Origin of the sequence: Bradyrhizobium zhanjiangense (assembly GCF_004114935.1) — a bacterium.
GTDB classification, from domain to species: Bacteria; Pseudomonadota; Alphaproteobacteria; order Rhizobiales; family Xanthobacteraceae; genus Bradyrhizobium; species Bradyrhizobium zhanjiangense.
This window is the reverse complement of the sequence record NZ_CP022221.1, coordinates 1,783,053-1,805,425: the sequence shown is the minus strand read 5'-3', so window position 1 is coordinate 1,805,425 and position 22,373 is coordinate 1,783,053. Positions and strand designations below refer to the sequence as shown.

Sequence of the window (22,373 nt, the reverse complement as noted above, 5' to 3'; positions counted from 1 at the left end):
GGTGCTGGCCGCGCTATCCTTGATCGCCACTGCCGCATCCGGCAGCAGGCCGGGCCTCGCCGCGACGTCGGATTACCCATCCAAGCCTGTCAAGCTCATCTCGCCCTATGCTCCGGGCGGGGCGACGGACATCATCGCCCGGTTGATCGGACAGCGGCTGTCCGAGCAGCTCAAGGCGCCCTTCATCACGGAGAACCGTGCCGGCGGCGGCGCGAATATCGGCACGGAGGCCGCGTTAAGATCGCCGGCCGACGGCTATACGCTGCTGCTCGCGAGCACCGCCAATGCGGCGAACGCGACACTCTATCCAAAGCTGCGGTTCAATTTCCTCGCGGACTCGACGCCGGTCGGAAGCATTGGTCTCGTACCCAACATCCTGGTTGTGCACCCGGACGTTCCCGCAAAGACTCTCCCCGAATTCATCGAGCTGGCTCGCAAGAACCCGGGTGCAACAAGCATGGGACTGCCAGGCAATGGTAGCCCGCAGCATCTGGCTGCTGCGCTGTTCTCGCAGATGTCGAAGACCGATTGTCTATTCGTGCAGTATCAGGGCGGCGGGCCCGTTCTGAAGGACCTCATCGGCGGGCACGTCCAGGCTGGATTCGCGTCTTCGGTCTCATCGACGGCAAGCATCAAATCGGGGACCCTGCGTGCGCTTGGCGTGACGTCCGCCCACCGCCTGCCGACATTGCCGGACATTCCAGCGATCGGCGAGCATATCGGCGGATACGAAGCAACGAACTTCTACGGGCTCGTGGCACCGAAAGGTACGGCTGAAACCATCGTCGCGCGCTTGAGCCAGGAACTGAACGCTGCACTGGGCGAGACCGACGCCATCTCCAAACTCGACGCCTTGGGAATATCGCCCGTTGCCATGTCGCCCTCCGCTTTCGGAAGCTTTCTTGCGTCGGAAACGAAGAAATGGGGAGAGGTCATCAAGGCTGCAGATATCAGAATGGAGTAAGCCTCCGATCATTCCCACTGGCCAGAGGTCGCGGCCTGAGCCGAACCGTTCCGGGCAAGTCACTCCCATACAACACCGAATTCATCAATCTTTCGGCGCCGTCGCGTTCGACGACGGAGCCGGCGAGCTCCGTGAATTTGCCGACGAGCTCGTCATCGCTGAGGGGATCCTCTGGATCTCCCTTCCGCGTCCTCTGAAAATGGTCGATCCGTCGGCCGTCGCGCAACGTGACCGCGAGCCGGGCCATGCGCCGGCCTGGATAGGCAGCGGCAAGATCGGCCGCCTCGCTGACGGTGATACGCGGCATCAGGCGCCGGATGCGAGCATCGGCGAGCGCAGCCGGCCGAAACGCTTCGAGCCGCACCGCTGCCAGCACCAGTTGAGCCGCGAGGCAATATTGCAAACTGAAGCGCGCGTCCTGGGCCGTGATCGCATCAGGCCGATTGCACATCTGGTAGGTCGCCCCGTAGCCTTCGACGTGGATCGCAGCAACGTCCTCGGCTGCAAAGCCTGACGCCCGCTGCATCGCCTTCAACCCATCGATCGCCGGGAAGATGTGGCCACAGCAGCCGTGCGCTTTCACCGTCATGCGCGCGATTGGCGTCCACTCACCGAGACCATGCAGTGCCTTGTCCCAATCCCCCGCGGAATGGCTGGTTGCGGCGGCAAAGCCTTTCGATCCGTGGAAACTCGCCATCGATCCGGTGATGCCCTGCCTTGCACAGACCGCCGCCAGCAGGCCGGCCTCGGCCGCGTGACCGGGATGCATCGCCTTTGCCATCCCCTCATCCTGCAGATTCTGCTGATGTCCGCCCGCGAAGCTGCTCGCCAGCGCCATGGCATGGGCGATTGCCTCGGCATCGCAGTCCAGCAGAACGGCGCCCGCGACGGCGGAGCCGATGGTGCCCACCGTCGAGGTCGTATGCCAGAATGCATAATGGCTGGGCTGGACAGCGAGAGACACCCGGCATCCGACTTCATAGCCGGCGATGACGGCCCGGTGAAACGCCCTGGCAGAAAGGCCCTGATGCTGAGCGATTGCGAGAGCGGCTGAAACAGTCGAGCTACCCGGATGATAGCCCCCGTCCCGGAAGATGTCGTCGAACTCGACGATATGGCTGGCAACTGCGTTGAGCATGGCGGCTTGGCGCGGAGACCGGAGTGATCCATCGACATAGCAGATCGCGCGCCCCGAGGTTTTCTCCTCCGCTAAAGCGTCGACGACCAGTGCCGCAGGCTTCTCCCGGCGCCCCGGAAGCATCGTTGCAAACCAGTCAAGCACCGCACGCCGAGCCGCCCATTCGATCTCCGGAGCAAGCTCCGCTTCACGCCAAGCTGCCGCAGCCTCCGCAAGCGCGATCAACGGATTGCGCAAAGCAAAAACCTCCCTCTAGCCGATCGAACCTTGCGCCTTCAGCGCGGCGATGTCGGCCTCACCATAGCCCAAGGATTCAAGGACCTCGACCGTGTGAGATCCGACCGGCTGCGGGGGCGACGTCAGTTCAGCCGGACTTGCCGACATCTTGAAGCCAGCTAGGGCGACACCAAGCTCTTGCTGCCCCGAGCCGCGCAGTCCGGCATTCTGAACGACGCCTCGCGCAACGGCCTGGGGATCGGCGATCGCCTCCGCGAGCGTACGAACGCGCGAGGCCGGAACGCGATGCTTGCGCAGCAATGCTTCCCACTCCGCCGCGGGCCGCGTGGCGATGATCGCGCTGAGTGCCGCCTCCTCTTCGGCGTGGGCGTCGAGGCGCTGGTTGTTGTTGGACTTGATCAGATCTTCCCGGCCCAATGCCGTCCACAGCCGGCGCTGCTGCGCCACGTTCGATGCGGCGATCATCATATCGGTGTCGGATGCGCGGTAACAGCCGATCGTGGCAAAAGGAAACCGATTCGCTTTCGCCTTAGGATGAGAGCCGTTCCATGTCAGGCCAGCAATGTGCGAGGAGCACAGCATGAGCGCCACGTCGAACATGGATACATCGATATGCTGTCCGACGCCCGTCCTCTCACGCTGGAAAAGCGCGGCTGAGATCGCAAAGGCGGCGGCGAAGCCGGTGCCGTAGTCGACGAGCTGGGCCCCGCTCTTCAACGGCTGGCCGTCGCCATAGCCGGTCATCGCCATCATTCCGGAGGAAGCCTGGATCACGTTATCGTAGCCGGTCTCCTCGCGTCTCGGCCCGGTCGCGCCAAAGGCCGAGATCGAGCAGTAGATCAGGCGCGGATTAAGCGCTCGCACCTCGTCGTAGGACAGTCCGAGCCGGTCGAAGGCGCCGGGACGGAAGTTCTGCACGAAGACATCCGCGGTTTCGAGCAGCCGCAGCAGCGCTTTCCGGCCGCCTTCGGATTTCAGGTCGAGCGCGATCGCCTTCTTGTTGGATGCTTGAGCCATGAACGAGGTTCCCATTCTCCGGTCGTTCATGCCCCTGTCGCTGCCCTGCAGGCGGGCCTGGTCGGGACTGTGCGGAGATTCGAGCTTGATGACTTCTGCACCGAGGACGCCGAGCTGATAGCTCGCAAACGGACCAGCTAGAACGTGCGTCGAATCGACAATTCGGATGCCTCCGAAAGCTTTGGTCATTTGCTCCACCTATGTCCTATTGGGAATGCCGGTGCAGCCTAGTATTCCCGGCAGGCACGTGATCGCGGCCAGTTTATCCCGCCCACGAGCACCATCAGCCCCCAAATTCCATCAAGTGAAACGTTTGCCTAGCCCGCTCGGGTAGAGGGGCGCGAGTACGCCATCCACTCACCCGAGATCACGCCGCCACAGGGTATGTCGCGGAGTTGAAAAAGAGTGCGTTTCGCCCCGGCCGCCGCAACTGCCGTTCGTTTGCCGGTGATAGGATCCCGTTCGGAGGTCAAATCGGAAGGCGCCACCACCGATACCGGCATTCGGTGTCAAACGCCATCCGGAACTGCCCCCTTTGCGTCATGAAGAACTGCCCCCACCGTCTGGGTTATGATCTCGGTTGAAGGTTGTTTCCGACGGTGACGGGCCGGAGGGAGGCGGAGCCGACCGGAGGGCCGTCACCGGCGGGCGGCGGCTGGATGAGGCCGCTCTTGCGCTTGGCGCGGAGCCGGTAACTGTCGCCGCGGATCGTCAGCACGTGGCTGTGGTGCAAGAGCCGGTCGAGGATCGCGGTGGCGACCACGGGATCGGCGAACACGGTGCCCCATTCGGCAACACTGCGGTTCGAGGTAATCAGCATGGCGCCAGTTTCGTAGCGCCGGCTGACAAGTTGGAAGAACAGATGTGCCGCGTCAGGTTCCAGCGGCAGGTAGCCGAGCTCGTCGACGATCAGTAGCTTTGGCTTCGACAGCGCGAGCAGTTTCTCGTCCAGACGCCGTTCGCCATGCGCCTTGGCAAGGCCCGCGACCAGCGTCGTCGCCGTGGTGAACTGCACCGTGTACCCGGCCAGGATCGCCTCTCGCCCGAGCGCGATCGACAGATGCGTCTTACCGACGCCCGGCGGTCCGAGCAGCAGCACGTTCTCGCCGTTGGCGATCCAACGTGACGCGGCCAGGTCGCGGATCTGCTTCGGATCGATCGACTGCTGCGCCTCGAAGTCGAAGCCCGCCAGTTCCTTCACGGCAGGGAAGTGTGCGAGCTTCAGCGCCATCTCGATGCGGCGATGATCCTTGCGAGCGATCTCGCGCTCGCACAGCAGGATCAGCGTCTCACGCGCCGACAGGTTTGCGCGCGCCGCCTCGTCGAGCAGGCTGTCGAGCTGATCGCGGATGCCGGAGAGCTGCAATCGCGCCAGCATGGCATCGAGCGGATCGGCCGTTGCTTCCATTATCTTCTTTGCCCGCGCCATCAGAAGCTTCCTCCGACCACGGCTTCGTATTCGGCAAGAGGGCGTAACAACGACGGTGGTGGAGACGGCGCCAGCACCGCCGCGATCTCCGCCCGGCGGACCGCGCCATCGCAACCAGCAACACCATCGAGATGAGCGGAGTCGACGATCCGCAGCCGGCGTCCCTCCGATTGCTTGTGGAGCGCAACCTGGTGCAATCCATGGCGGATCCGCACTTCGCCGGCCGCGATCGTCACCGCCACGCGCTCGCCAATCAGGCGCCACGGCACTGAGTAGCTGTTCGTGTCGATCTCGACGGCGCAATCATTGCCGACGACGCGGGTCAGTTCACGCAAGGATCCGAACGATGGCTGCCCGCCGAGCGGCTTCAACCGATGTATCTCGTCACGCGCGAAGCGAATGATCGGCGCCTCGCCGGTCGTGCCGTGGATACGAACGTTCGCAACCTCACGCTCCCACCTGTCGAGATGCGCCTCGAATGCTTCCCAGCTTGGGAAGGAATGACCGGCGATCGCGTTCTTCTTCACGTAGCCGACGCCGTTCTCCGTCTTGCCCTTCGTGCGCGCCCGATATGGCGCGCAAGCGCGAGGACGGAAGCCCCAATGTTTTGCGAAGGCTATCAGCTTGTCGTTAAACTGAACCGACCGGCTCACCGCGTCGTGGCGCACGACAAGCGCCCGAGGATTGTCCATCAGCACTTCCTCCGGCACACCGCTGAAGGTCGTGAATGCACTCTCGAGCCCGGCGAACCAATGCTCCTGCCTCTCGGCCCGGAACGCACGCACATGGAGCCGTCGCGAATGCCCGAGCGTTGCCACGAACACGAATGCCTTGACTTTCGCCCCTCCGATCTCGACCAGGCGCTCCCCGAAGTCGATCTGCAGCTGCCGGCCCGGCGGCGTCTCAAACCGCGTCGTCGCCAGCGCCTCCGCCTTCAGCGCCTGGCGATAGGGCTGCACGGCGCGTTGCAGCGTCCGCCGGCTGACGATCACGCCTTTCTCGGCCAACAGGTCCTGGCGCACCACGTCGGCATTGCCGCGATGCCGAATGAGCCTCTCGCGCAGCCAACCCTCAAGGCCGTCGAGACGCTTCGGCCGCTCAGGCGACTTGAACGGCTTCACCCCGCCCGCCGCCACGTAGTCCTTCACCGTGTGATGGCTGCAGCCCAGCTGCCGCGCAATCCGCTTCACACCCCACCCGCACGCCCTCAGGCGCAACATCTCCGCCACGTCATCCGGCGTCTTCATCACCTGCCCCCGTGGATCACTCCACGTCGAGCCTTCAGTGATTCGTTCCTGCTTCATTCACTCTCTCCTCAGCTATCCGAGGAGGGGGCAATTCCTCGTGACGCTGAGGGGGCAGTTTTCCATGGCGCGCGACATTCGGCTCAAGTTGTGATCCAATCGAGGGCCCGGCAGCTGCACTGCCGCTTTCCCCGGCGTGTCGGGGGCTCGAGTCAGTGGTCCGCTACAGGAGCGCTATTTTCTTATCGGCGAGCAGCCTAACTGGAGAAGAGGCGCCTCGATAGTCCGCCAAAAACCGCCGTTCGTGCGCGATCCGTCGCTGCCTTAAATGGTCTCGGACTAGGCTCAAATCACGGAGGCACAACAACCCATGACTGGCGGTGGTTACAGGTCCTTTTCGGCGAGTTTGCGAAACTCGTCGGGCACGAAACGAGAAATACCCAAGGCTGCTGAGCCATATCCGATCGCGTCCCATCCGAAGCGATCGCGGATCTTGTCGATGGCACAGTCTGCCGCCCAACGCGCCATGCCTAGCCTGCTGCCGGGGCGGCGCCCTTCCTCTTCAAGTCCGAACGGGAGTTCCAGCTCAGGATCCCAGTGCTCCTCGATATGCGACACCGAGATCGCCAATAGCGAGATGATCTTCTCGTCCGGGTGATTTGCAAGGATCGCGCGCACCAGATCCTCGGCCAGCTCAGCGAGGATCATGGTCGCGAAGATCGGCGCATCGAGCGTTATCGAGCGCGTGACCGAGCTCAGGTCGGCGAAGCGAACGCGGACCGTCACCGTTCGGCCAGGCCTGGACTTGGCGCGGAGTCGCGTGGCGACTCGATCCGCAAGGTGAACCAGGGTGGGTCGAAAAACCCGCTCCACGGCCGGTTTCCTGCCAATCGCTGACTGCGCTCCTGCCGATCTGGCCCGGCGGTGAGACTTGATTTCCCGCGGATCGCGATTCCACGCCAGCGCTGCGAGTTTCTCCCCTGCCGCGGGACCGAGCAACCGCTCGAGCGACCATCCCGGTGTCTTTGCCAGCTGTCCGATAGTCAGCACGCCGATCTCGGCCAGCCGCGCCTTCGTGACCGGACCCACTCCCCACATCAGGTCGACGGTGAGTGGGTGAAGGAATTCCAGCTCGGTGTCGGGATCGACAACCACGAGCCCGTCGGGCTTGGCCACTTGCGAGGCAATTTTCGCCAGATGCTTGGTTCGCGCGACACCCACTGAGATCGGAAGGCCAAGCTCGGTGCGCACCCGCTGGCGGATTGCCATTGCAATTTCGGCAGGCGTGCCGAAGAGATGGGTGCAGCCCGCGACGTCGGCAAAGGCCTCGTCGATGGAAATCCGCTCGACGAGGGGTGTGAAATCGCCGATCACCTTGATGGCGGCATCGCCTAGCCGTTGGTAGTCTTTGAAATGGCCGGTGACAAAGGTGAGTTGTGGGCATAGCTCACGTGCCTGGCGTCCCGGCATTCCGCTACGGACCCCGAAGGCCTTGGCTTCGTAAGAAGCGGCAAGCACAACCCCGCCACCAACGGCGATGGGTTTGCCGCGTAGCGAAGCGTCGAGCATCTGCTCAACCGAGGCATAAAAAGCGTCCAGGTCTGCATGAAGGATCGTGGCTGTCGTTGCCATCCCGATCGTTCACCCGCGACTTCTGATTGGAGTTTGATGCTGTCCTCGACAGCACATCGACTGCATGGGAACAAAATAGGAACATTCTGCCAACCAGTCAACCCGGAATTTGAGCGTGTCCGCCGATCCAAGGCCGCTCCGTCGCAGCTAGGCACGCATTTTGCGAATTCGGAAGGAAACTGCACCATAGGTGCAAACAGCATACGGCACGAAGTAGGTAAGAGTAATCTTGAACCAATTGATTGGCATTGCGCCAAATAATGCGTCGCCCTGATTAATGAGGTTCAGCACCGTCCCCACAACAAGGGCAACAACAAGCGAACGGCGAGGCACGCCATCAGAGAATGCATAACGGCATGCGAGCCTCAACGTCACCATCCGTCTCCCAGCCCTGCATGCATCAAACTGCTCCGACGATCCTTGGCAGTTCGGCAAGCGTTTCGATTTCATGGTCGGGGTGACCTGGCAGACGCTCTTTGCGCTGACGATACCGATTGCACCAGACGACCTTCATTCCAAAGGCGGATGCAGCGTAAGCGTCCCAGGCGTTTGAGGACTGAAAGGAAATTTGCGAGGCCGGAATGCCCAGCCGATCAACCGCGAGCTGATAAACGCGTGGATCCGGCTTATAGGCCCCAACCTCCTCGACCGAAAATACGGCATCAAGCAAACCGTCGATGCCAGCATGCTTTACTGCCGAGTCGAGCATTTCAGGCGTTCCATTCGACAGGATCGCGGTTTTTAATCCGGCGGCCTTCAACTGCTGGAGTACCTCGGGCACCTCAGGGAAGGTATCGAGCGTCAAATAGAGCCCCATCAATCGATCGCGAAGCCCGGGTTGATCGAGCATCAAGGTCTCCAAAGAAACGTCCAATGCATCACCCGTCACCTGCCAGAAATCCGCATGCCGTCCTTGTGCGGCGCGGAGCCAGGTATATTGGAGCTGCTTTTCGCGCCAAAGGGCAGTTAGCTTATCGAAGCCGTCGCCAAGCACGTCGCGGCAACGCCGCGTTGCTGACACAAAATCGAATAGCGTTCCGTACGCATCGAAGACATAGGCCCGCGCGGCAAGCGACAAGTTGGCGGCCATGGTCTACCTCCATCAGTGGACTATCGTGTCCTGCGCACAAAAAGAGCAAATTGACCTCCGAGCCTTACTGAACAGCGGTTCGACCGACAGCAAAGTTTGAGCCTCTGCACGCGACGAAAGGCAAAGAGCGCCAGTCCAGCATACATCGAATTGCGTGCCGAGCGGTCATCTTTTGACGTGCGCGGCCCACTCAGCTCTTCCGATAACGATTCTGCCATCGTGCCCCGTTCGTCCCCACCCGACCGAAGGTTGCTCAATAATTCGCTTTTGGTGTCGATCTCCCTTTCAAGTTGACCAGATTCAGCCGCTTCATTGGGTAACCTTTCCTGCCTGGGGTACGAACTCTACAGGAGCGCAATTTTACGTAACGGGCGATATGCGAACCATGGCTCCCTCTATCCGCGTCACCCATCGATCAAGCGGCGAGGTCATCGCCGAGGGCCCGCTCCGATTTTGGGGGATTTTGCCCTTTGAAGAAAACCTCTACATCAGCCGAAAGTGTCTAAAGACGAACTACCTGCGGCCAAATTGGGTGCCCGGACTCTGCATCTATAAATTTCTGTACGTTTGGCTCGATCTGCACCTCCCCGACGGAACAAGGGAGCCGTTTGTCGGATGGATGTATTGGCTGCCGAACCCGCTGTTGCCGTTCATTGCGTTTCGGCCGGCCGTTCCTCGCTTGTCGCCAGTGCTAAAGGTCGATGAGATTGCCGGTTGAAGCCCGCACGAAATGGAGGCTCCTTCCAGTGGTCACGCGCCGATCCGGCCCAGCTCCGATGCGCACCGGGGTCAATGTTCCGTCGCGGCGGGATATCGTCGTCTCTGGACTGATCGGGGCGGTTACGTCCCTCGCAACCCCTGCGATTGCGGCGCCGCAAGCTCGAAACATTCCCAACTTCGAACCCGGCAGATATCAATTTACGATCGTTCGCCCGCAGCGAGAGCTGCCATCAACCAGGCTGTTTCGGCTTGAAGGCGGCACGGTCGATCTGTCGTCCCTTCGCGGCAAGCCGGTCCTCTTGAATTTCTGGGCATCGTGGTGCGCCGCCTGCCGTACTGAACTGCCGCGTCTGGAGCGACAATACAGAAACGCCTGGCGCGGGAGCCTGTACGTCGCTGCGGTTTCGGAGGATAGAGATGGTCGAGCGGCGGTTGAGCGCTTCGTCACGACGCTCGAGCTGCGGACCCTCCCGATCTATTTGGATCCCAACGGCTACGTCGCATCTCCGGATAGCAGCAATGAGAGGAATGCTCCGTTCGTGCTTTACGGGATGCCGATTACCTATCTCATCGCAAGTTCCGGACTGATCATCGGATACATGCCGGGCGCAGCGGATTGGTCGTCGGCTGCTGCGAACGACCTCATCGAATACCTCCGCAACGCTTAGTGCAAGCGAAGGGTCATCGGAGGTGACGCCGCGGCCTTCGTCTTCGTCCGCCGCGTCAATTTTCGGACGAGCCGACTTTTTTTCACGCGACCTAGTAACCTTTTCTGTCCTCCGAGCGAACTACCCTGAGGTTCGCGCTATCCGACGGAGACTGACAGATCATGCTCTTGAAAACCTATAAAGTCTTGCTGATCGCGGCGGCGCTCCTTGCATCGTCACTCATCGCCGAGGCGGGACAGCCGTTCGACGCCAATGCATTTAGATCCACCCAAGCTGCGAACAAAGCCATTCTCGTCGACGTTACCGCCTCCTGGTGTCCAACCTGCAGGCAACAGCGTCCGATTGTCCAAGAGATCGAAAAGGAAAAGCCGGATCTGGTTGTCTACGAGGTCGACTTTGACACCGCTAAAGACGTGTTGAAGCGGTTCCGCGTCCAGTACCAGAGCACGCTTATCATCTTTCGGGGCGACAAGGAGGTCACGCGCTCGACGGCCGAAACCAACCCCGCGCTCATCCGCGCGATGATCGCGAAGGCGTTCTGACGATGGTTGGTCTCGGCAGTTTGGGTCTCGGCTACGCAGCCGGAGCGCTATCGACGTTGTCCCCGTGCGTGTTGCCGATATTGCCGATCGTTCTTTTTGGAGTGATCGAGCAAAATGCATGGGGACCGCTGGCGCTGGCCGCGGGCCTATCGACTTCCTTTGCGGCGATGGGAGTTGCCATCGCATCGGTCGGATTCAGCATCGGGCTCGATCCGTCGATGTTGCGCCTCGCGATCGCGGCTCTGATAACCGGCATGGGCATTGTCCTTCTCGTTCCCGCGCTTCAAGAAGGATTGACAACGATTGCGACGCCCGTCGCGACTAGGGGCCAGATGGTGCTTGACCGACTCCAGCCGTCGGGAATCGCTGGCCAATTCGTTCTTGGCGCCCTCCTTGGGGTTATCTGGTCTCCTTGCTCAGGTCCGACGCTTGGGGCGGCAGTCGGGCTCGCGGCCGAAGGCGACAGCGTCTCTACGGCTGCGGCAATCATGATCAGTTTCGGTTTGGGTGCGGCAACGCCGATCCTCGCACTCGCCTACGGCTCGAGACAAGCCGTCTTTGCGCGGCGCGATTGGCTGGCGCGAGTGTCGCATATTGGCAAGCCTTTAATGGGTGCGGCCTTGGTCGGCATCGGCACCTTTGTCCTCACAGGCCTCGACAAGATCATCGAGGCCTCCCTGACCCGCGCCATGCCAGACTGGCTGGTAACCGTGACGACGCGGTTATGAAGCGGTCGATTGTTTCAATGAGGAACAGAGCCATGAAACACCTTGCGATCAAATATGCACTCATCGTCGGACTGATCGCGGTTGCGGTGTCCACCGCAAAAGCGGAGACGGTCAAATTCGAAGCACTTGTTGCCCAGAAGGAGGCGCTTCGCCTCGACTTCGCCGACGGCAGCAAACATTTCTTTTTGCTCGTTCATCGCGAAGGCAAATCCGAAGGTCAGGGCGTTCTCGCCGGCGCGACGGTTGAGGAGTACGGCGCCCACGACATCGTACCAGGCGTGGGCGGCGAGCCCCGCGGCTATCTCGAATTCACCAAGGCGGATGGAGACAAGGCCTACATCAAGTGGACGATCCAGGCGATCTTCGTTCCTGGGCCGGACGGCAAACCGAAGCTTCTGGACAATGGCGTGTGGCAGGTCGTGAGCGGCACCGGAAAGCTGGACAAGCTCAAGGGCGCCGGGACCTTCCATATAATGGCAACGGGCCCGACGGAGCGCCGGTTCGTTCTTGAGGGTGAGCTAGTTCAGTAGGTTTCGCGATGGTGATGCCGAAAGGAGCTGGTCATGTATCGGATCTTCGTGACCGTCACTGCTTTATCGATAGCAATATCCCCGGCGACTGCAGGCACGATCAGGCCACAAAGCGGATGGGTCGTGATCGATACGCGTTACCCGTTCTCCACTCTCGGTGAGAGACTTGAGAGTACCGTAAAAGGTCAACACATGGGCCTCGTCACGTCGGCGAGCGCGTCGGAGGGAGCCAAGGCGACCAGCATCCACATTCCGGGCAACGGGTTGTGGGTGTTTTTCGAAACGATTTCGCGAGGCGCATGCTGGATGCAAGTGTGTCGGCCGGCATCGAGGCGCCAATTCGCTTCTATGTGACCGAAAATCCGGACGGCACGGCCACTCTGTCGTACAAGAAGCCAACGACCGTGTTTGCACCGTACGCCGATGAGGGCAAGGATGCACTCAAGGGAGTTGCGGCCGAGCTTGACGAAATATTTGCGAAGATCGCCGAGCAGGCAGCGAGAGAAAAATAGTTCGACGGCGAGCTGCCACAGACTCTGTCGTGAACCGGAAAATCGGTCCGCCGTCCGACTCTCCTTCAGCTCCATTTCAATGTCCTGAAATCGAATTCGCCTTCTATCGTCGGTTTGACGATACGAAAGTAAGGCGAGACATCGAAATCGCGTGGAACGAACAGGGAGTGGTGGCGGATGTGCATGATCTCGTCAATGCACTCGGGACAGTCCTCCGTTGCCGCGGCGCGATACTCGACGAAGGGAAGCACGGGGTATTGTAGCGCTTGGAAGGCCTGGGCGATCAGCGTGGAGCAAATGGCCCGGGTTGGATCGCCGCTTCCGAACGCGATCATGCGGCGGCGAATTTGCACGGGGACCGGCGGGGTCGGCAACAGATAGCGCGCGAGATCAATGACGTTCTTGAGATCATAGCGATGTCCGAGGTGGGCGATCGCAAAGCCGGTGACGGCGCGGCGTTCTGCCTCGGTCAGTCCCACCGGCCGGCAGATTCGAGATGGCATGCCCGCGAACGCCTCGACGCCGACGCTGCGAACGCCCTCCATGAGATCCGCTTCGATGAAGCGGTGCGTCGATCGAGCAAGGCGTCCTTCGCCGAAGGCGCCGACATAGAGGGCGGCGTGCGACCAGGTCGATTGCGTCAAATATTTGATTGCCGTGCTGATCTGCGAATTGCCGTCGACCAGCAACACGTCGGCGGGCTCCAGATAGGAGAGTAGCCGATCCGGCGGAGTGGGCGGAGTTGCTCCATGGACATGCCGTTCCCTGCTCAGAAAACTCGCGAGACCCCTGCCGATCTTTGCCAGTGTGTTACGCATCGGATTCTTCGTCGCTCTATAGATGTCAGAAACGGATTCTGGCAGCCAGCTTCATCAGAATCGTCGTTGCACAGGACCTTTCGTTATGATGCGGGGTGGTATTGAGCCTAAGGGTGTTCCGCGCTACTGCACCCTTCCCGCCACCCTTGTCACTACGCAGGCTTGATTGCCGTTACGATTGCGTAGCCAAGTTTGCCTTGCGCAATCGCCTCCTGAGCAGACCTGACGAGCTTCTTGGCCGCATCGAGATCGAAGCCCGGCAGGACAAGCTTCCCTAATCCTGCCGCGATCTCGGCGGCGAGAAGCCGCGTGCGTATCCCATTCACGAATTCAGCGAGTAACTGGTTGTGTTCTTCGACGATCCGTACCGCCAGATTGGCGGCGGAGAGATGTGCGACATAAGCCGTGAGCGGTCGCGCATCGGCGATGCACGCGATCCAGGACATCAGGCCATCGAGGTCTCGCGACAACGTTTCCATTCGCGTCAGATCGCTCAATCCGACCTGACCACCGGCTGCGAGCACCCGCGCGAACTCGCTGGCGGCAACCTGCTTGTCCGGGAAGAGGCAGAAGGAGCACTCGCAGATGACTGCGTCGAACGAGCTGTCGGCAAACGACAGCCGCTCCGCATCGGCCCACCGAAACGACGCTCGTTCGGCCAAACCCATCTCCTGCGCGGTGCAATTGGCGTCCTCAACGTTCTTCTGGCTAAAGTCAACGCCGACCACCTCACAGCCGAATCGCTTGGCGAGGAAAATCCCGCTTGTTCCCCTGCCCGCCGCGACGTCCAGGACGCGGGTCTGAGGCTTCAAGTCCAGCAGCTGACCAAGCCGCTCCGTAAGCTTGACACCGCCCGGATGAAACGAGCCGCCAAGCAACAGCTTCGCAGCATCGCTATCGTAAACAGCCGCACAGCATTGCTTTATGTCCGGAGGCGAGAGGTCGCGAGCCGAGGTCTTTGAATTGCCGTGGCCGGTCGACTCGTCGCTCACTTGGAGCTCCCGCCCGCAAAATCAAACACGATCGGCCTCGGCTCATAGGGACGCCCTTCGCGCCGCGCCCGCCGCCGCTCGGGCTCCATGGCGTTCAACTGCCGCCGCACCTGCTCGCGATAGCCGATGGTATTGTACGCGCAGAACGGAATCTGCTTGCCGCCGGGAAGCAGAAACTCCTTGCAGCACTTCATGAGGTTCTTCTGATTGAAGGTCCAGGGATCCATGAAGTCCTGGAGCATGATCATGATCATGCTTTTCGCGATAGCGTGGATCGCCAGACCGTCGGGAAGCTCGCAAGCCTGACACGAGGTTGCGACCTGCTGAAGAGACTTCGCCGAACCGGCAACGGAAGAGGACGACCAAAGGCCCTCGAGCGCCGTCCTGACTTCGTGGCTGAAATCTGGAACGATGCGGTTGGTAATATAGTCGAGATAGTCGTTAACATTGAGAATGCGGGGCAGCGGCGTCACTGCGTCACCTTCGACAAAGGCATAGGTGACTGAATTGCACGTCGGAAAGCAGCACGGCACCGGCACGAAGTCGCTGGCGACGAACTTGCCCGCGGTCTGCACCTCGATCAGTTGCACAATGTCGGGGATTGTCATCCGGCGCAGCGGATCGTGCGCCATGTATCGGCCGGCGTGGAATGCCGGCTGGAACGTGATCCCCCGGATTGCGGGATGCCCGATTGCGAATTCGACAATCCTGCCGATTTCGTGCTCATTGACTCCCCGCTCAATGGCGGGGACGATGGTGACGTCCAGCCCGATCTGCGCAAGCCGGTCCAGCGCCCGGAGCTTCTCCCCCAGAATATCCGGCTCGCCGCGTATGATCCGATAGGTTTCCCGTTCAAAACCATCGAATTGGAAATACAGGGTGGGCCGCGCCTCGCTGAGCTTTTCAAGGAAGCGATCGTCACGGGCGATGCGCTTGCCGTTGGTATTGAGCATGACAAACCGGATATCGCGAGCCTTGGCGGCCTGAATGAAGTCGATGATCTGCGGATGTATCGTCGGCTCGCCACCGGAAAACTGCACAACCTCGGGCCGGCCTTCGGTTCGCACATAGTCGTCGAGCACCTGCTCCACTTCTTCGAGCGTCAGGCTGAACCCTGGTCCCGCGTCGGCAAAGCAAAGCGGACAATCCATGTCGCAGGCGCTGTTGACCTCTATGATGCCGAGACACGCATGCTGCTCGTGGTCCGGACAAAGGCCGCAATCGTGCGGACAGCCGCGGTCGACGCTCGTGCCATGTGCCAGCGGAATCGTCCCGGGCTTGTTGTATCGCGCGAACGAAACGTAGGCCTCGGCATTGCCGTACACGAGCGACACGAATGGCCCGCATTGGGGGCAACGCTTGCTCATATAGACCTTGTTGTCACGCAGAAGGATCTTGGCGTCGATGACACGCCGGCAATCGGGGCAGATGCTTCGCGTCAACTCGTAGAACACGTAATCCGCGTCCGCGCGGAGATGGTCCGCGATTGGACGATTGGCGCCAATGGTCAGATCAGTGTCCATGCCAAACCCCGCCTACGGGCACCCGAATCGTCATCTCAACTGCCATACCGACCAGAGCAGCACAGGGGACAGGACCGTCGTGGTCAGGCAGTAGAAGCAGTAACTCCCAAAATTCATCATGTCGCGCACGCCAAGAATATTCGCGAACGTCGCAGCAGTCGAAAGCACGAACAGCGCGATCCAGACCCAACGGACGGGCGGCGCGAGCAACAAGCCGAGGACGACAGCGTAAAGAACGGCGCCGATATAGCCATCGGGAATGCCGAACGGCCGTGCAAAGGGGGCGTCGGCGACTCCTTCGCATCCGTCGCCGAAGATCGGACATAGCAATCGTCCCACGAGCCGGCTCTGATAAAGCCCAACGTAGATCATGGCTGCCGCACTGACAGCCGCCACACCAAACGCAATGAGCCGATAAATGTTCATGGCTTGGGACCAGGTGATATTCGGGCGGGCTCCTGCTCGGATCGGGACGCCGGGGACGTGCGTCAGCCTGCTAGTCACGGACGCTCGACCCGCAAGTAGAGGTTCGCTGATGCGCGCGGAAGGTTACCTGGGCCAGAGCAACGTCTGCGGCAAAAAATGCGCTGCCGGGCCGACACCCGGCAGCGGACTTCGGCGTGGTTCATCTTGCACCGCGCCACCTTCACCGCTGCCGGTGAAGCGATCTAGCGCGCAACGTGCCGCTTCGCGTGGCTCCTGCCAGGCGACAAGTATGCCAACGCACCCATGCCGCGCGCAGAGCTGTGCACGCTTACGTTCGGGATATTTGCATTAGGGCGCCAATAAGATGCGACCGCAGCCGGCTCCTGCGCCTGAAAGGCCGCCTGCGCGAACACTGGCGTTGCCGCCATCATCGACAGAATAGTCGCGGCGCTGAGAATTGTGAGTTTGGTCATCGGTTTCCTCCATGTCAAGGTGAGGTTTGGTAACTCCTCGAAAACCAGCATGCGCACACAGATTCATTCGATCCTAGAAATGCGAGGGCTCTCCTCTTTGCGTATCTCACCGCTCAAGAAGTCTGGCTGCGCGCAAGTCGAGATCACTAGATGTTGGAGCGCGTGATGTGCACTTCTAGTGATTAATTCGGAGCTATCGCTGCGGAGGTTACGCTTTCACGTCGACATTTCTTACCATGTAACAGCCGCAGCCGACTGCCACGCCCGCGAGGTACGAGACATAATCGTCCCGCTGGCAGCCAGTCCGGCGGGCAACTGCTGCCGCGAGCTAGCGCGATACGTCGGCGTCATGGCCGTTGGAGCGCCGTTTCGATCAGAATGCTGTTGACGTGAGGCAGCGGCCAACAGGACACTTTCGATCGGCCCGGCGTAAGCCTCAGAGACGGATTTGTCCTGGGGAAGGTTCGTTTCAATTTTCAGAACCCGCCGGAGTTCTCTTGTGAATAGGGCTGCCCGGCCTGAACGCGTGGAATGCAAATGCAAATGGGAGGTCATACGGAATATCGGACAGTCGTCCGTCTTGCTGACGCTGCACCACCACGTTGCCGATGTCGCGGCCACCTCCGATGGTCCCCTTGTCGAGCGCCGAGGTTTGCCCTGCTTCCCATTTGATGACGATGTCGCCAGCCTCGATCGTGCCGCGTTCTCTCAGCAGCGGCAGCGACCAGGCCTCGTAATGGCTCGGCCGGGTTTCGACCGCGATCACCCGTTCCATCGGATCGATGCCGTGGGGCAAGGAGCCATCATACAGGAACGGCTGTCGCCCGCCGGCGTCATATCCGGCGTAGGGATTCGTGCCGTACCTTCGCACGGCCGGATCGTTGGGGATCAGCACCTGCCCTTGTGGGAAACGCTGACGGAAACGACCAAAGGATTCCAGGCGTGACGGAACCAGGCGAAGATGCTTCCCGCTCATGACGCCGACGATGGCGTCGCCCCCGAACTGCTGCCACCAGCTCTCTGTTTGACGGTCGTACATCACAAGATCCGAGTTCCGGAGTTTGCCCGTCGTGCCGAAATCGAGAATACGATCTTCCACCGTGCTTTCGAAAACGAGCGAGGCATTGCAGAGCGGACAATAGGTGACGGTTACTGGAGTCCCCCCGACAACATCGTTCACGATCTCATGCCAGATCAAAATACTTAGGGGATACGCTCGCGCGTCGTCGCGGATGACGAGCGAGATGACCGGCTCCGCGTTGCCGACACGGGTGGCCCATCCGGATGCAGCGCCGTCGTTGAGCCGCTCGAACCGAGGCTTGTCGATCGACGGAATACCGTCCCTGCGCGGCCCGCCCGATTTAATCTCCTGCAGCGGGACAGTGTGCTGCGAAAAATCGGTGTGAGGCCATTCTGCGCGCCAGCTGGCGGGCTCAGCCACGCCTCTGCCCACAGCCATGATGGCCTGGGCGACAAGCGCCACCACCGCCAGCACAGTCACTCGGAGGCAAGTTCCAGATCCAGATCTCAATGGCTCGCCGCCGAGGATCGTGCCCCAGCGCCTCCAATTCGCGATCTGCGTCGATTCCAAGCTGTTCGCTCGATCACCCAACAAGGTTACTTGTCCGCACCATTCCGCAGCCAGGATCGCTGCAGCCACAGGAAGGCTCATTTCATGCGGAGAACGTGTCGGAATCGGCCGCGGGCCAATCGCGCCGCGTGCGCATTTTCGATCAGGTAACCGCTCGGCCCCGGAACAGCGTCTTGATCAGCGGGCACTCTGGCTGGGTACCGTCGGCGCATCGGGCAACCACGTCCTTGAGCACCCGCTCCATCCGCTTCAGGTCTGCGATCTTCGCCCTGACGTCATCGAGGTGCGCCGCAGCGACCGCGCGCACATCGGCGCAAGGCTGGTCGCGTTCATCGACGAGATGCAATAGCTCACGGATTTCGCGAAGCGAGAAGCCGAGCTCGCGGGCTCGCAAGATGAAGCGAACGCGTTGTTCGTGCGCCGCGTCGTAGCTGCGATAGCCGCCCGGCGTACGCGGCGGTTCGGACAGAAGACCGACCTTCTCATAATAACGCACTGTCTCCAGGTTGCAGCCCGTGCGCTGGGCGAGCTCGGCGCGCCGCATGCTCTTCACGACGGCGTGATCACTCATTGGAAAGTCTCGCTTGACCCTGTAGTCGCTACAGGTCGGACGCTACGTCACCGCTGAAAATCCAGCAAGGACCAGACATGACGGAGTGGCGACCTGGAACAGCACGAATTGCGCCGCCCGCCGGCACGCCGGAACGCGACCTGGTCGAACGGCAGCGCGTGGTTGCAGTTGGCGGAATCCTGGGCGCGCTTGTGGCTTCCTCCTGCTGCATCGTGCCACTCATCCTGTTCGGTCTTGGCATCGGCGGCGCGTGGATCGGCAATCTCACGGCGCTCGCGCCTTACCAGCCGCTGTTCGTCGCCGGAACGGCCGGGGTACTGGGCTATGGGTTTTACCTCGTCTATTGGAAGCCACGACAGGCCTGCGTCGACGGCGCGGTCTGTGCCCGTCCGATATCCAACCGTATCGTTAAGCTAGCGCTCTGGCTTGCGACGCTGCTCGTGCTGGCCGCCTTTGCCTTCGACTATGTCGCTCCGTTGCTGCTCGAGGCCTGAGAAGATGAGAGCCGTCCCATGAACAAGAGCTTTGGCGTCTTCGCCCTGCTCGTTCTCGCAATGTCGGGCACGGCAGCTGTTGCCGGCGAGCGGACGGTCACGTTCGCCGTCGATAACATGACCTGCGCCTCCTGCCCCTACATTGTGAAGAGTTCGATGGCGGCAGTGCGCGGCGTCACCAAGGTCTCTATCTCATTCGCGGCCAAGACCGCGACCGTGACTTTCGATGACGCAAAGACGAATCCGGACGCGATTGCGGCCGCGAGCTTGAACGCAGGCTATCCTGCGCATGCAAAGCCGAAAGGCGGCTGAGATGGACGAGTGGGGCCCGGGAAGTGCGGCGCATGTCGCCATGCGATCGGATTGTCGGCGCCGATCGAGCAACGGCCCCTATGACCTCGTTGTCGTCGGCGCGGGCTCGGCTGGATTTTCGGCTGCAATCACGGCCGCCGATCAAGGTGCGCGCGTGGCCCTCGTCGGCAGCGGCACCATGGGCGGCACTTGCGTCAACGTCGGCTGCGTCCCATCGAAGACATTGATCCGCGCCGCGGAGCAGCTTCACAATGCGCGCGTCGCCGCGCGCTTCGCTGGGATCAGGGCAGAGGCCACGATCACCGATTGGCGGGCAACAGTCCGCCAGAAGAACGCGCTCGTCGCCGAACTCCGTCAAGCCAAGTACATCGAGCTGCTGCCGACTTACGGCGGTATCGCGTTTCGAGAAGGGCTGGTGCGCCTGGCCGACGGTGGGGTCGAGGTGGACGGGGCGCACATTCCAGCCAGGAAGATCATCATCGCGACCGGCGCGCGTCCGGCGGTTCCAGCGATTCCCGGTTTCGGGACCGTGCCGTATCTGACCAGCACGACGGCGCTTGATCTCGAAACGCTGCCGCGGTCGCTGCTCGTGATCGGCGGCGGCTATGTCGGGGCTGAGCTTGCCCAGATGTTCGCACGCGCCGGTGTAAAGGTGACGCTGGTGTGCCGGTCCCGCCTGCTCCCCGAGGCCGAGCCCGAGATCAGCGCGGCGCTCACGCAGTATTTCGCGGACGAGGGCATCAGCGTGGTCGCGGGTGTTGCTTACTGCGGAATTCGGAAGACGGCGGAAGGCATCGCGCTCACAGTCGCGCGCGGCGAACGGACCATGACCATCGAAGCCGACCAGACGCTCATCGCTGCCGGGCGCACACCCAACATCGAAGGCCTGGGGCTAACCGAACACGGGATTGCCGTCTCGCCAAAGGGCGGCATCGTCGTCGATGAGCACATGCGGACCACCCGGACCGGCATCTACGCCGCCGGTGACGTGACTGGTCGCGACCAGTTCGTCTACATGGCGGCCTATGGCGCCAGGCTCGCCGCGATCAATGCCTTGAATGGCGATAGCCAGCGCTACGATGACCGCGCCGTGCCGGTCGTCGTGTTCACCGACCCGCAGGTGGCAAGCGTCGGCCTTACGGAAGCCGCGGCACGCAACGCGGGGCACGACGTGCGCGTTTCCACGATCGGTCTCGACCAGGTGCCGCGCGCGCTGGCTGCTCGGGATACCCGTGGGCTGATCAAGCTGGTGTCGGATGCACGGAGCGACCGGCTGCTCGGCGCGCACATCCTCGCACCGGAAGGCGCGGACAGCATTCAGACCGCCACGTTGGCAATTCGGCAGGGCCTGACCGTCACTGATCTCGCGGAGACGATCTTTCCCTATCTGACCACCGTCGAAGGCCTCAAGCTGGCGGCGCTGTCGTTTGCCAAGGAGATTGCCAAATTGTCGTGCTGCGCTGGGTGATCGTCATCGATGCCCGAACGCGCCGACAGCGAAAGAGAATACGCACGCAGAGGACTCGTGCACGATCACGAAAAGACACTGCGCTCCCCGCTTCAACTCACTACGATAGACGTGAGGGCCACGATAGACGTGAGGGCCGCGGATGGTCACTCCATTAACGCAGACCGGGCGGGATGCACCCTCGGGTCCCAACGCGGCAGTGCCACCCGACCTTTCTTCCATGACTCCAGCCAGGCGGCCTGAACGCGGGACCACGCATTTGCGCTCTCGACATCATCGGTCCGCGCGTGGCCATCGGCGACATTCGACTGGTAGTGCTAAAGCCAGTGTGCGCACCGGCCATGCCAGGGCCACTCATACCCATCCCAGATCGCTGCGCATCAGCAGGACCGGCTATCGCAACGCAAAATCCAACGGCTGCAGTCACAGCAAACAAGCTCTTCCACATAGATCATCTCCATTTCAGCCAAGCCCTGCACCTCAGCTCTTAGAAGCGAACGCGAGGTGTGAAGGCCTGTTCCGATGAACGGAGGAGCGAGCGAATGACTAATGAGTCAGTCTCTGACACAGAGGTCAGTTTTGATGTGATCGGGCACACTCGACATCGCTCCGACGGCTGATAGGCGTCGAGGGTCCGATCAACGGGTCGTGCGCTCCCGAAACAGTGCGCTGCACAATCGTAGTCAACGCCCGAAGACTGTTCGGCAGTTTGGTCGGGCCCACTTGGGAAGCCTCTGGGCTTCGACCGATGTAACCTTTCGCTCTCGTGGAGCGAATTTACTTATTGGTGGGCCGGTTCGGCGCGCCGCACAGCAAGTCGCGTACTCGCGCAGCAAACCCGCATTCGGAGGAATCGACATGTCCAATCGCACCCTATCCGCACTGGTCGCCGGCGCCTTTGTCGCAGCCGTGGGATCCTTCGCCGCTGCACCGGCCACGGCGCAGATGAGCAAGGACATGGAAAAGATGATGAAGGAGAAGCAGGCCGAGACAGCAAAGGCGCTGAAATCCGGCAAGATGGAGAAGTGCTTCGGCGTGGCCCTGAAAGGGCAAAACGACTGCTATGCGGGGCCGGGTACAACCTGCGCCGGGACCAGCACGGTCGACTACCAGGGCAACGCATTCAAGCTCGAGGCCAAGGGCACCTGTACGACCATGCAGACGCCGAAGGGGCCGGGAAGCCTGACCGAAAAGAAGGCCTGATGAGATGGCGTGGGCGGGCCCCCTCTGCCCGCCCACCCTCGCCTGGAGGTT

Annotated in this window: 24 protein-coding genes and 1 pseudogene; 11 read left to right on the top strand and 14 right to left on the bottom strand. The window is 61.4% G+C overall.

Annotation, left to right across the window (positions count from 1 at the left end):
• Window positions 1-19: 19 nt before the first annotated feature.
• A complete protein-coding gene (locus XH85_RS08695) occupies window positions 20-964 on the top strand; it encodes a Bug family tripartite tricarboxylate transporter substrate binding protein (RefSeq protein ID WP_164940717.1) in 945 nt (314 codons plus the stop codon).
• Here XH85_RS08695 and XH85_RS08690 read toward each other — a convergent pair.
• The 7 genes from XH85_RS08690 to XH85_RS08660 form a co-directional block, all read right to left on the bottom strand.
• A complete protein-coding gene (locus XH85_RS08690) occupies window positions 951-2,339 on the bottom strand; it encodes an MmgE/PrpD family protein (protein ID WP_128931562.1) in 1,389 nt (462 codons plus the stop codon). The two genes, XH85_RS08695 and XH85_RS08690, sit on opposite strands and share 14 nt — an antisense overlap.
• A 15-nt stretch (window positions 2,340-2,354) precedes the next feature.
• Window positions 2,355-3,545: a CaiB/BaiF CoA transferase family protein gene (locus XH85_RS08685; RefSeq protein WP_128931561.1), complete on the bottom strand. Its 1,191-nt coding sequence runs from the start codon at window positions 3,543-3,545 to the stop codon at window positions 2,355-2,357.
• 379 nt (window positions 3,546-3,924) lie between these two features.
• On the bottom strand, window positions 3,925-4,785 hold the full coding sequence (istB, locus tag XH85_RS08680) for an IS21-like element helper ATPase IstB (RefSeq protein WP_276339393.1): 861 nt from the start codon (window positions 4,783-4,785) through the stop codon (window positions 3,925-3,927).
• Entirely contained in the window at window positions 4,785-6,089 is a 1,305-nt protein-coding gene (gene istA / locus XH85_RS08675; protein ID WP_128931560.1) for an IS21 family transposase, read from the bottom strand. The genes istB and istA overlap by 1 nt, the downstream gene beginning before the upstream one ends.
• A gap of 324 nt (window positions 6,090-6,413) precedes the next feature.
• Complete coding sequence (dinB, locus tag XH85_RS08670; RefSeq protein ID WP_128931559.1) at window positions 6,414-7,661, bottom strand: DNA polymerase IV; 1,248 nt, start codon at window positions 7,659-7,661, stop codon at window positions 6,414-6,416.
• Window positions 7,662-7,808: 147 nt separating this feature from the next.
• Window positions 7,809-8,039, bottom strand: coding sequence for a nitrate/nitrite transporter NrtS (gene nrtS / locus XH85_RS08665; protein ID WP_128931558.1), 231 nt, complete (start codon window positions 8,037-8,039; stop codon window positions 7,809-7,811).
• 22 nt (window positions 8,040-8,061) lie between these two features.
• Window positions 8,062-8,751, bottom strand: coding sequence for a haloacid dehalogenase type II (locus XH85_RS08660; RefSeq protein ID WP_208758094.1), 690 nt, complete (start codon window positions 8,749-8,751; stop codon window positions 8,062-8,064).
• A 385-nt stretch (window positions 8,752-9,136) separates the two neighbouring features.
• On the opposite strand from XH85_RS08660, the gene XH85_RS08655 reads away from it, so the two are divergent.
• The 6 genes from XH85_RS08655 (at window position 9,137) to XH85_RS45780 (ending at window position 12,451) form a co-directional block, all read left to right on the top strand.
• Window positions 9,137-9,469, top strand: coding sequence for a hypothetical protein (locus XH85_RS08655; RefSeq protein WP_128931557.1), 333 nt, complete (start codon window positions 9,137-9,139; stop codon window positions 9,467-9,469).
• Between the two features lie 58 nt (window positions 9,470-9,527).
• A complete protein-coding gene (locus tag XH85_RS08650; protein ID WP_164940716.1) occupies window positions 9,528-10,139 on the top strand; it encodes a TlpA disulfide reductase family protein in 612 nt (203 codons plus the stop codon).
• A gap of 161 nt (window positions 10,140-10,300) precedes the next feature.
• The gene (locus XH85_RS08645) at window positions 10,301-10,681 is read left to right on the top strand and encodes a thioredoxin family protein (protein ID WP_128931555.1); all 381 of its coding nucleotides are present in this window, start codon (window positions 10,301-10,303) and stop codon (window positions 10,679-10,681) included.
• Window positions 10,682-10,683: 2 nt separating this feature from the next.
• The gene (locus XH85_RS08640) at window positions 10,684-11,409 is read left to right on the top strand and encodes a cytochrome c biogenesis CcdA family protein (RefSeq protein ID WP_128931554.1); all 726 of its coding nucleotides are present in this window, start codon (window positions 10,684-10,686) and stop codon (window positions 11,407-11,409) included.
• A complete protein-coding gene (locus XH85_RS08635; protein WP_208758093.1) occupies window positions 11,406-11,939 on the top strand; it encodes a hypothetical protein in 534 nt (177 codons plus the stop codon). The genes XH85_RS08640 and XH85_RS08635 overlap by 4 nt, the downstream gene beginning before the upstream one ends.
• Window positions 11,940-12,238: 299 nt before the next feature.
• Complete coding sequence (locus XH85_RS45780; RefSeq protein WP_245473903.1) at window positions 12,239-12,451, top strand: DUF302 domain-containing protein; 213 nt, start codon at window positions 12,239-12,241, stop codon at window positions 12,449-12,451.
• Between the two features lie 65 nt (window positions 12,452-12,516).
• On the opposite strand, the gene XH85_RS08625 is transcribed toward XH85_RS45780, so the two are convergent.
• The 7 genes and pseudogenes from XH85_RS08625 to XH85_RS08600 all read right to left on the bottom strand — a co-directional run bounded on the left by XH85_RS08625 (window position 12,517) and on the right by XH85_RS08600 (window position 18,845).
• A complete protein-coding gene (locus tag XH85_RS08625) occupies window positions 12,517-13,269 on the bottom strand; it encodes a C40 family peptidase (protein WP_128931553.1) in 753 nt (250 codons plus the stop codon).
• Window positions 13,270-13,421: 152 nt separating this feature from the next.
• A complete protein-coding gene (locus tag XH85_RS08620) occupies window positions 13,422-14,261 on the bottom strand; it encodes a class I SAM-dependent methyltransferase (RefSeq protein WP_128931552.1) in 840 nt (279 codons plus the stop codon).
• On the bottom strand, window positions 14,258-15,586 hold the full coding sequence (locus XH85_RS08615; RefSeq protein WP_245473902.1) for a radical SAM protein: 1,329 nt from the start codon (window positions 15,584-15,586) through the stop codon (window positions 14,258-14,260). Before XH85_RS08615 ends, XH85_RS08620 begins: the two co-directional genes overlap by 4 nt.
• Before the next feature lie 6 nt (window positions 15,587-15,592).
• Window positions 15,593-15,784, bottom strand: a pseudogene (locus XH85_RS47805) (hypothetical protein); the annotation flags it as partial.
• Window positions 15,785-15,814: 30 nt separating this feature from the next.
• Entirely contained in the window at window positions 15,815-16,210 is a 396-nt protein-coding gene (locus XH85_RS08610; protein ID WP_128931550.1) for a vitamin K epoxide reductase family protein, read from the bottom strand.
• A gap of 942 nt (window positions 16,211-17,152) precedes the next feature.
• A complete protein-coding gene (locus XH85_RS08605; RefSeq protein WP_208758091.1) occupies window positions 17,153-18,184 on the bottom strand; it encodes a DUF3179 domain-containing protein in 1,032 nt (343 codons plus the stop codon).
• Window positions 18,185-18,416: 232 nt separating this feature from the next.
• Window positions 18,417-18,845, bottom strand: coding sequence for a MerR family transcriptional regulator (locus XH85_RS08600; RefSeq protein WP_128931549.1), 429 nt, complete (start codon window positions 18,843-18,845; stop codon window positions 18,417-18,419).
• 77 nt (window positions 18,846-18,922) lie between these two features.
• Between XH85_RS08600 and XH85_RS08595 the strand changes: the two genes are divergently transcribed.
• The 4 genes from XH85_RS08595 (at window position 18,923) to XH85_RS08580 (ending at window position 22,322) form a co-directional block, all read left to right on the top strand.
• Window positions 18,923-19,339 (top strand): mercuric transporter MerT family protein, encoded by a 417-nt coding sequence (locus XH85_RS08595; RefSeq protein WP_128931548.1) that lies wholly within the window; start codon window positions 18,923-18,925, stop codon window positions 19,337-19,339.
• A gap of 18 nt (window positions 19,340-19,357) precedes the next feature.
• Window positions 19,358-19,651, top strand: coding sequence for a heavy-metal-associated domain-containing protein (locus XH85_RS08590; RefSeq protein WP_128931547.1), 294 nt, complete (start codon window positions 19,358-19,360; stop codon window positions 19,649-19,651).
• A complete protein-coding gene (merA, locus tag XH85_RS08585) occupies window positions 19,629-21,119 on the top strand; it encodes a mercury(II) reductase (protein ID WP_476727232.1) in 1,491 nt (496 codons plus the stop codon). The genes XH85_RS08590 and merA overlap by 23 nt, the downstream gene beginning before the upstream one ends.
• Window positions 21,120-21,977: 858 nt before the next feature.
• Entirely contained in the window at window positions 21,978-22,322 is a 345-nt protein-coding gene (locus XH85_RS08580; protein ID WP_128931546.1) for a BufA1 family periplasmic bufferin-type metallophore, read from the top strand.
• The last annotated feature ends 51 nt before the right edge of the window (window positions 22,323-22,373 follow it).

Coding starts and splice junctions, on each gene's coding strand:
- XH85_RS08685 (WP_128931561.1), bottom strand. CDS start 3,545: ATGACCAAAGCTTTCGGAGGCATCCGAATTGTCGATTCGACGCACGTT.
- istB (WP_276339393.1), bottom strand. CDS start 4,785: ATGGCGCGGGCAAAGAAGATAATGGAAGCAACGGCCGATCCGCTCGAT.
- istA (WP_128931560.1), bottom strand. CDS start 6,089: ATGAAGCAGGAACGAATCACTGAAGGCTCGACGTGGAGTGATCCACGG.
- dinB (WP_128931559.1), bottom strand. CDS start 7,661: ATGGCAACGACAGCCACGATCCTTCATGCAGACCTGGACGCTTTTTAT.
- nrtS (WP_128931558.1), bottom strand. CDS start 8,039: ATGGTGACGTTGAGGCTCGCATGCCGTTATGCATTCTCTGATGGCGTG.
- XH85_RS08660 (WP_208758094.1), bottom strand. CDS start 8,751: ATGGCCGCCAACTTGTCGCTTGCCGCGCGGGCCTATGTCTTCGATGCG.
- XH85_RS08655 (WP_128931557.1), top strand. CDS start 9,137: ATGGCTCCCTCTATCCGCGTCACCCATCGATCAAGCGGCGAGGTCATC.
- XH85_RS08650 (WP_164940716.1), top strand. CDS start 9,528: ATGCGCACCGGGGTCAATGTTCCGTCGCGGCGGGATATCGTCGTCTCT.
- XH85_RS08645 (WP_128931555.1), top strand. CDS start 10,301: ATGCTCTTGAAAACCTATAAAGTCTTGCTGATCGCGGCGGCGCTCCTT.
- XH85_RS08640 (WP_128931554.1), top strand. CDS start 10,684: ATGGTTGGTCTCGGCAGTTTGGGTCTCGGCTACGCAGCCGGAGCGCTA.
- XH85_RS08635 (WP_208758093.1), top strand. CDS start 11,406: ATGAAGCGGTCGATTGTTTCAATGAGGAACAGAGCCATGAAACACCTT.
- XH85_RS45780 (WP_245473903.1), top strand. CDS start 12,239: ATGCTGGATGCAAGTGTGTCGGCCGGCATCGAGGCGCCAATTCGCTTC.
- XH85_RS08625 (WP_128931553.1), bottom strand. CDS start 13,269: ATGCGTAACACACTGGCAAAGATCGGCAGGGGTCTCGCGAGTTTTCTG.
- XH85_RS08610 (WP_128931550.1), bottom strand. CDS start 16,210: ATGAACATTTATCGGCTCATTGCGTTTGGTGTGGCGGCTGTCAGTGCG.
- XH85_RS08600 (WP_128931549.1), bottom strand. CDS start 18,845: ATGAGTGATCACGCCGTCGTGAAGAGCATGCGGCGCGCCGAGCTCGCC.
- XH85_RS08595 (WP_128931548.1), top strand. CDS start 18,923: ATGACGGAGTGGCGACCTGGAACAGCACGAATTGCGCCGCCCGCCGGC.
- XH85_RS08590 (WP_128931547.1), top strand. CDS start 19,358: ATGAACAAGAGCTTTGGCGTCTTCGCCCTGCTCGTTCTCGCAATGTCG.
- merA (WP_476727232.1), top strand. CDS start 19,629: ATGCAAAGCCGAAAGGCGGCTGAGATGGACGAGTGGGGCCCGGGAAGT.
- XH85_RS08580 (WP_128931546.1), top strand. CDS start 21,978: ATGTCCAATCGCACCCTATCCGCACTGGTCGCCGGCGCCTTTGTCGCA.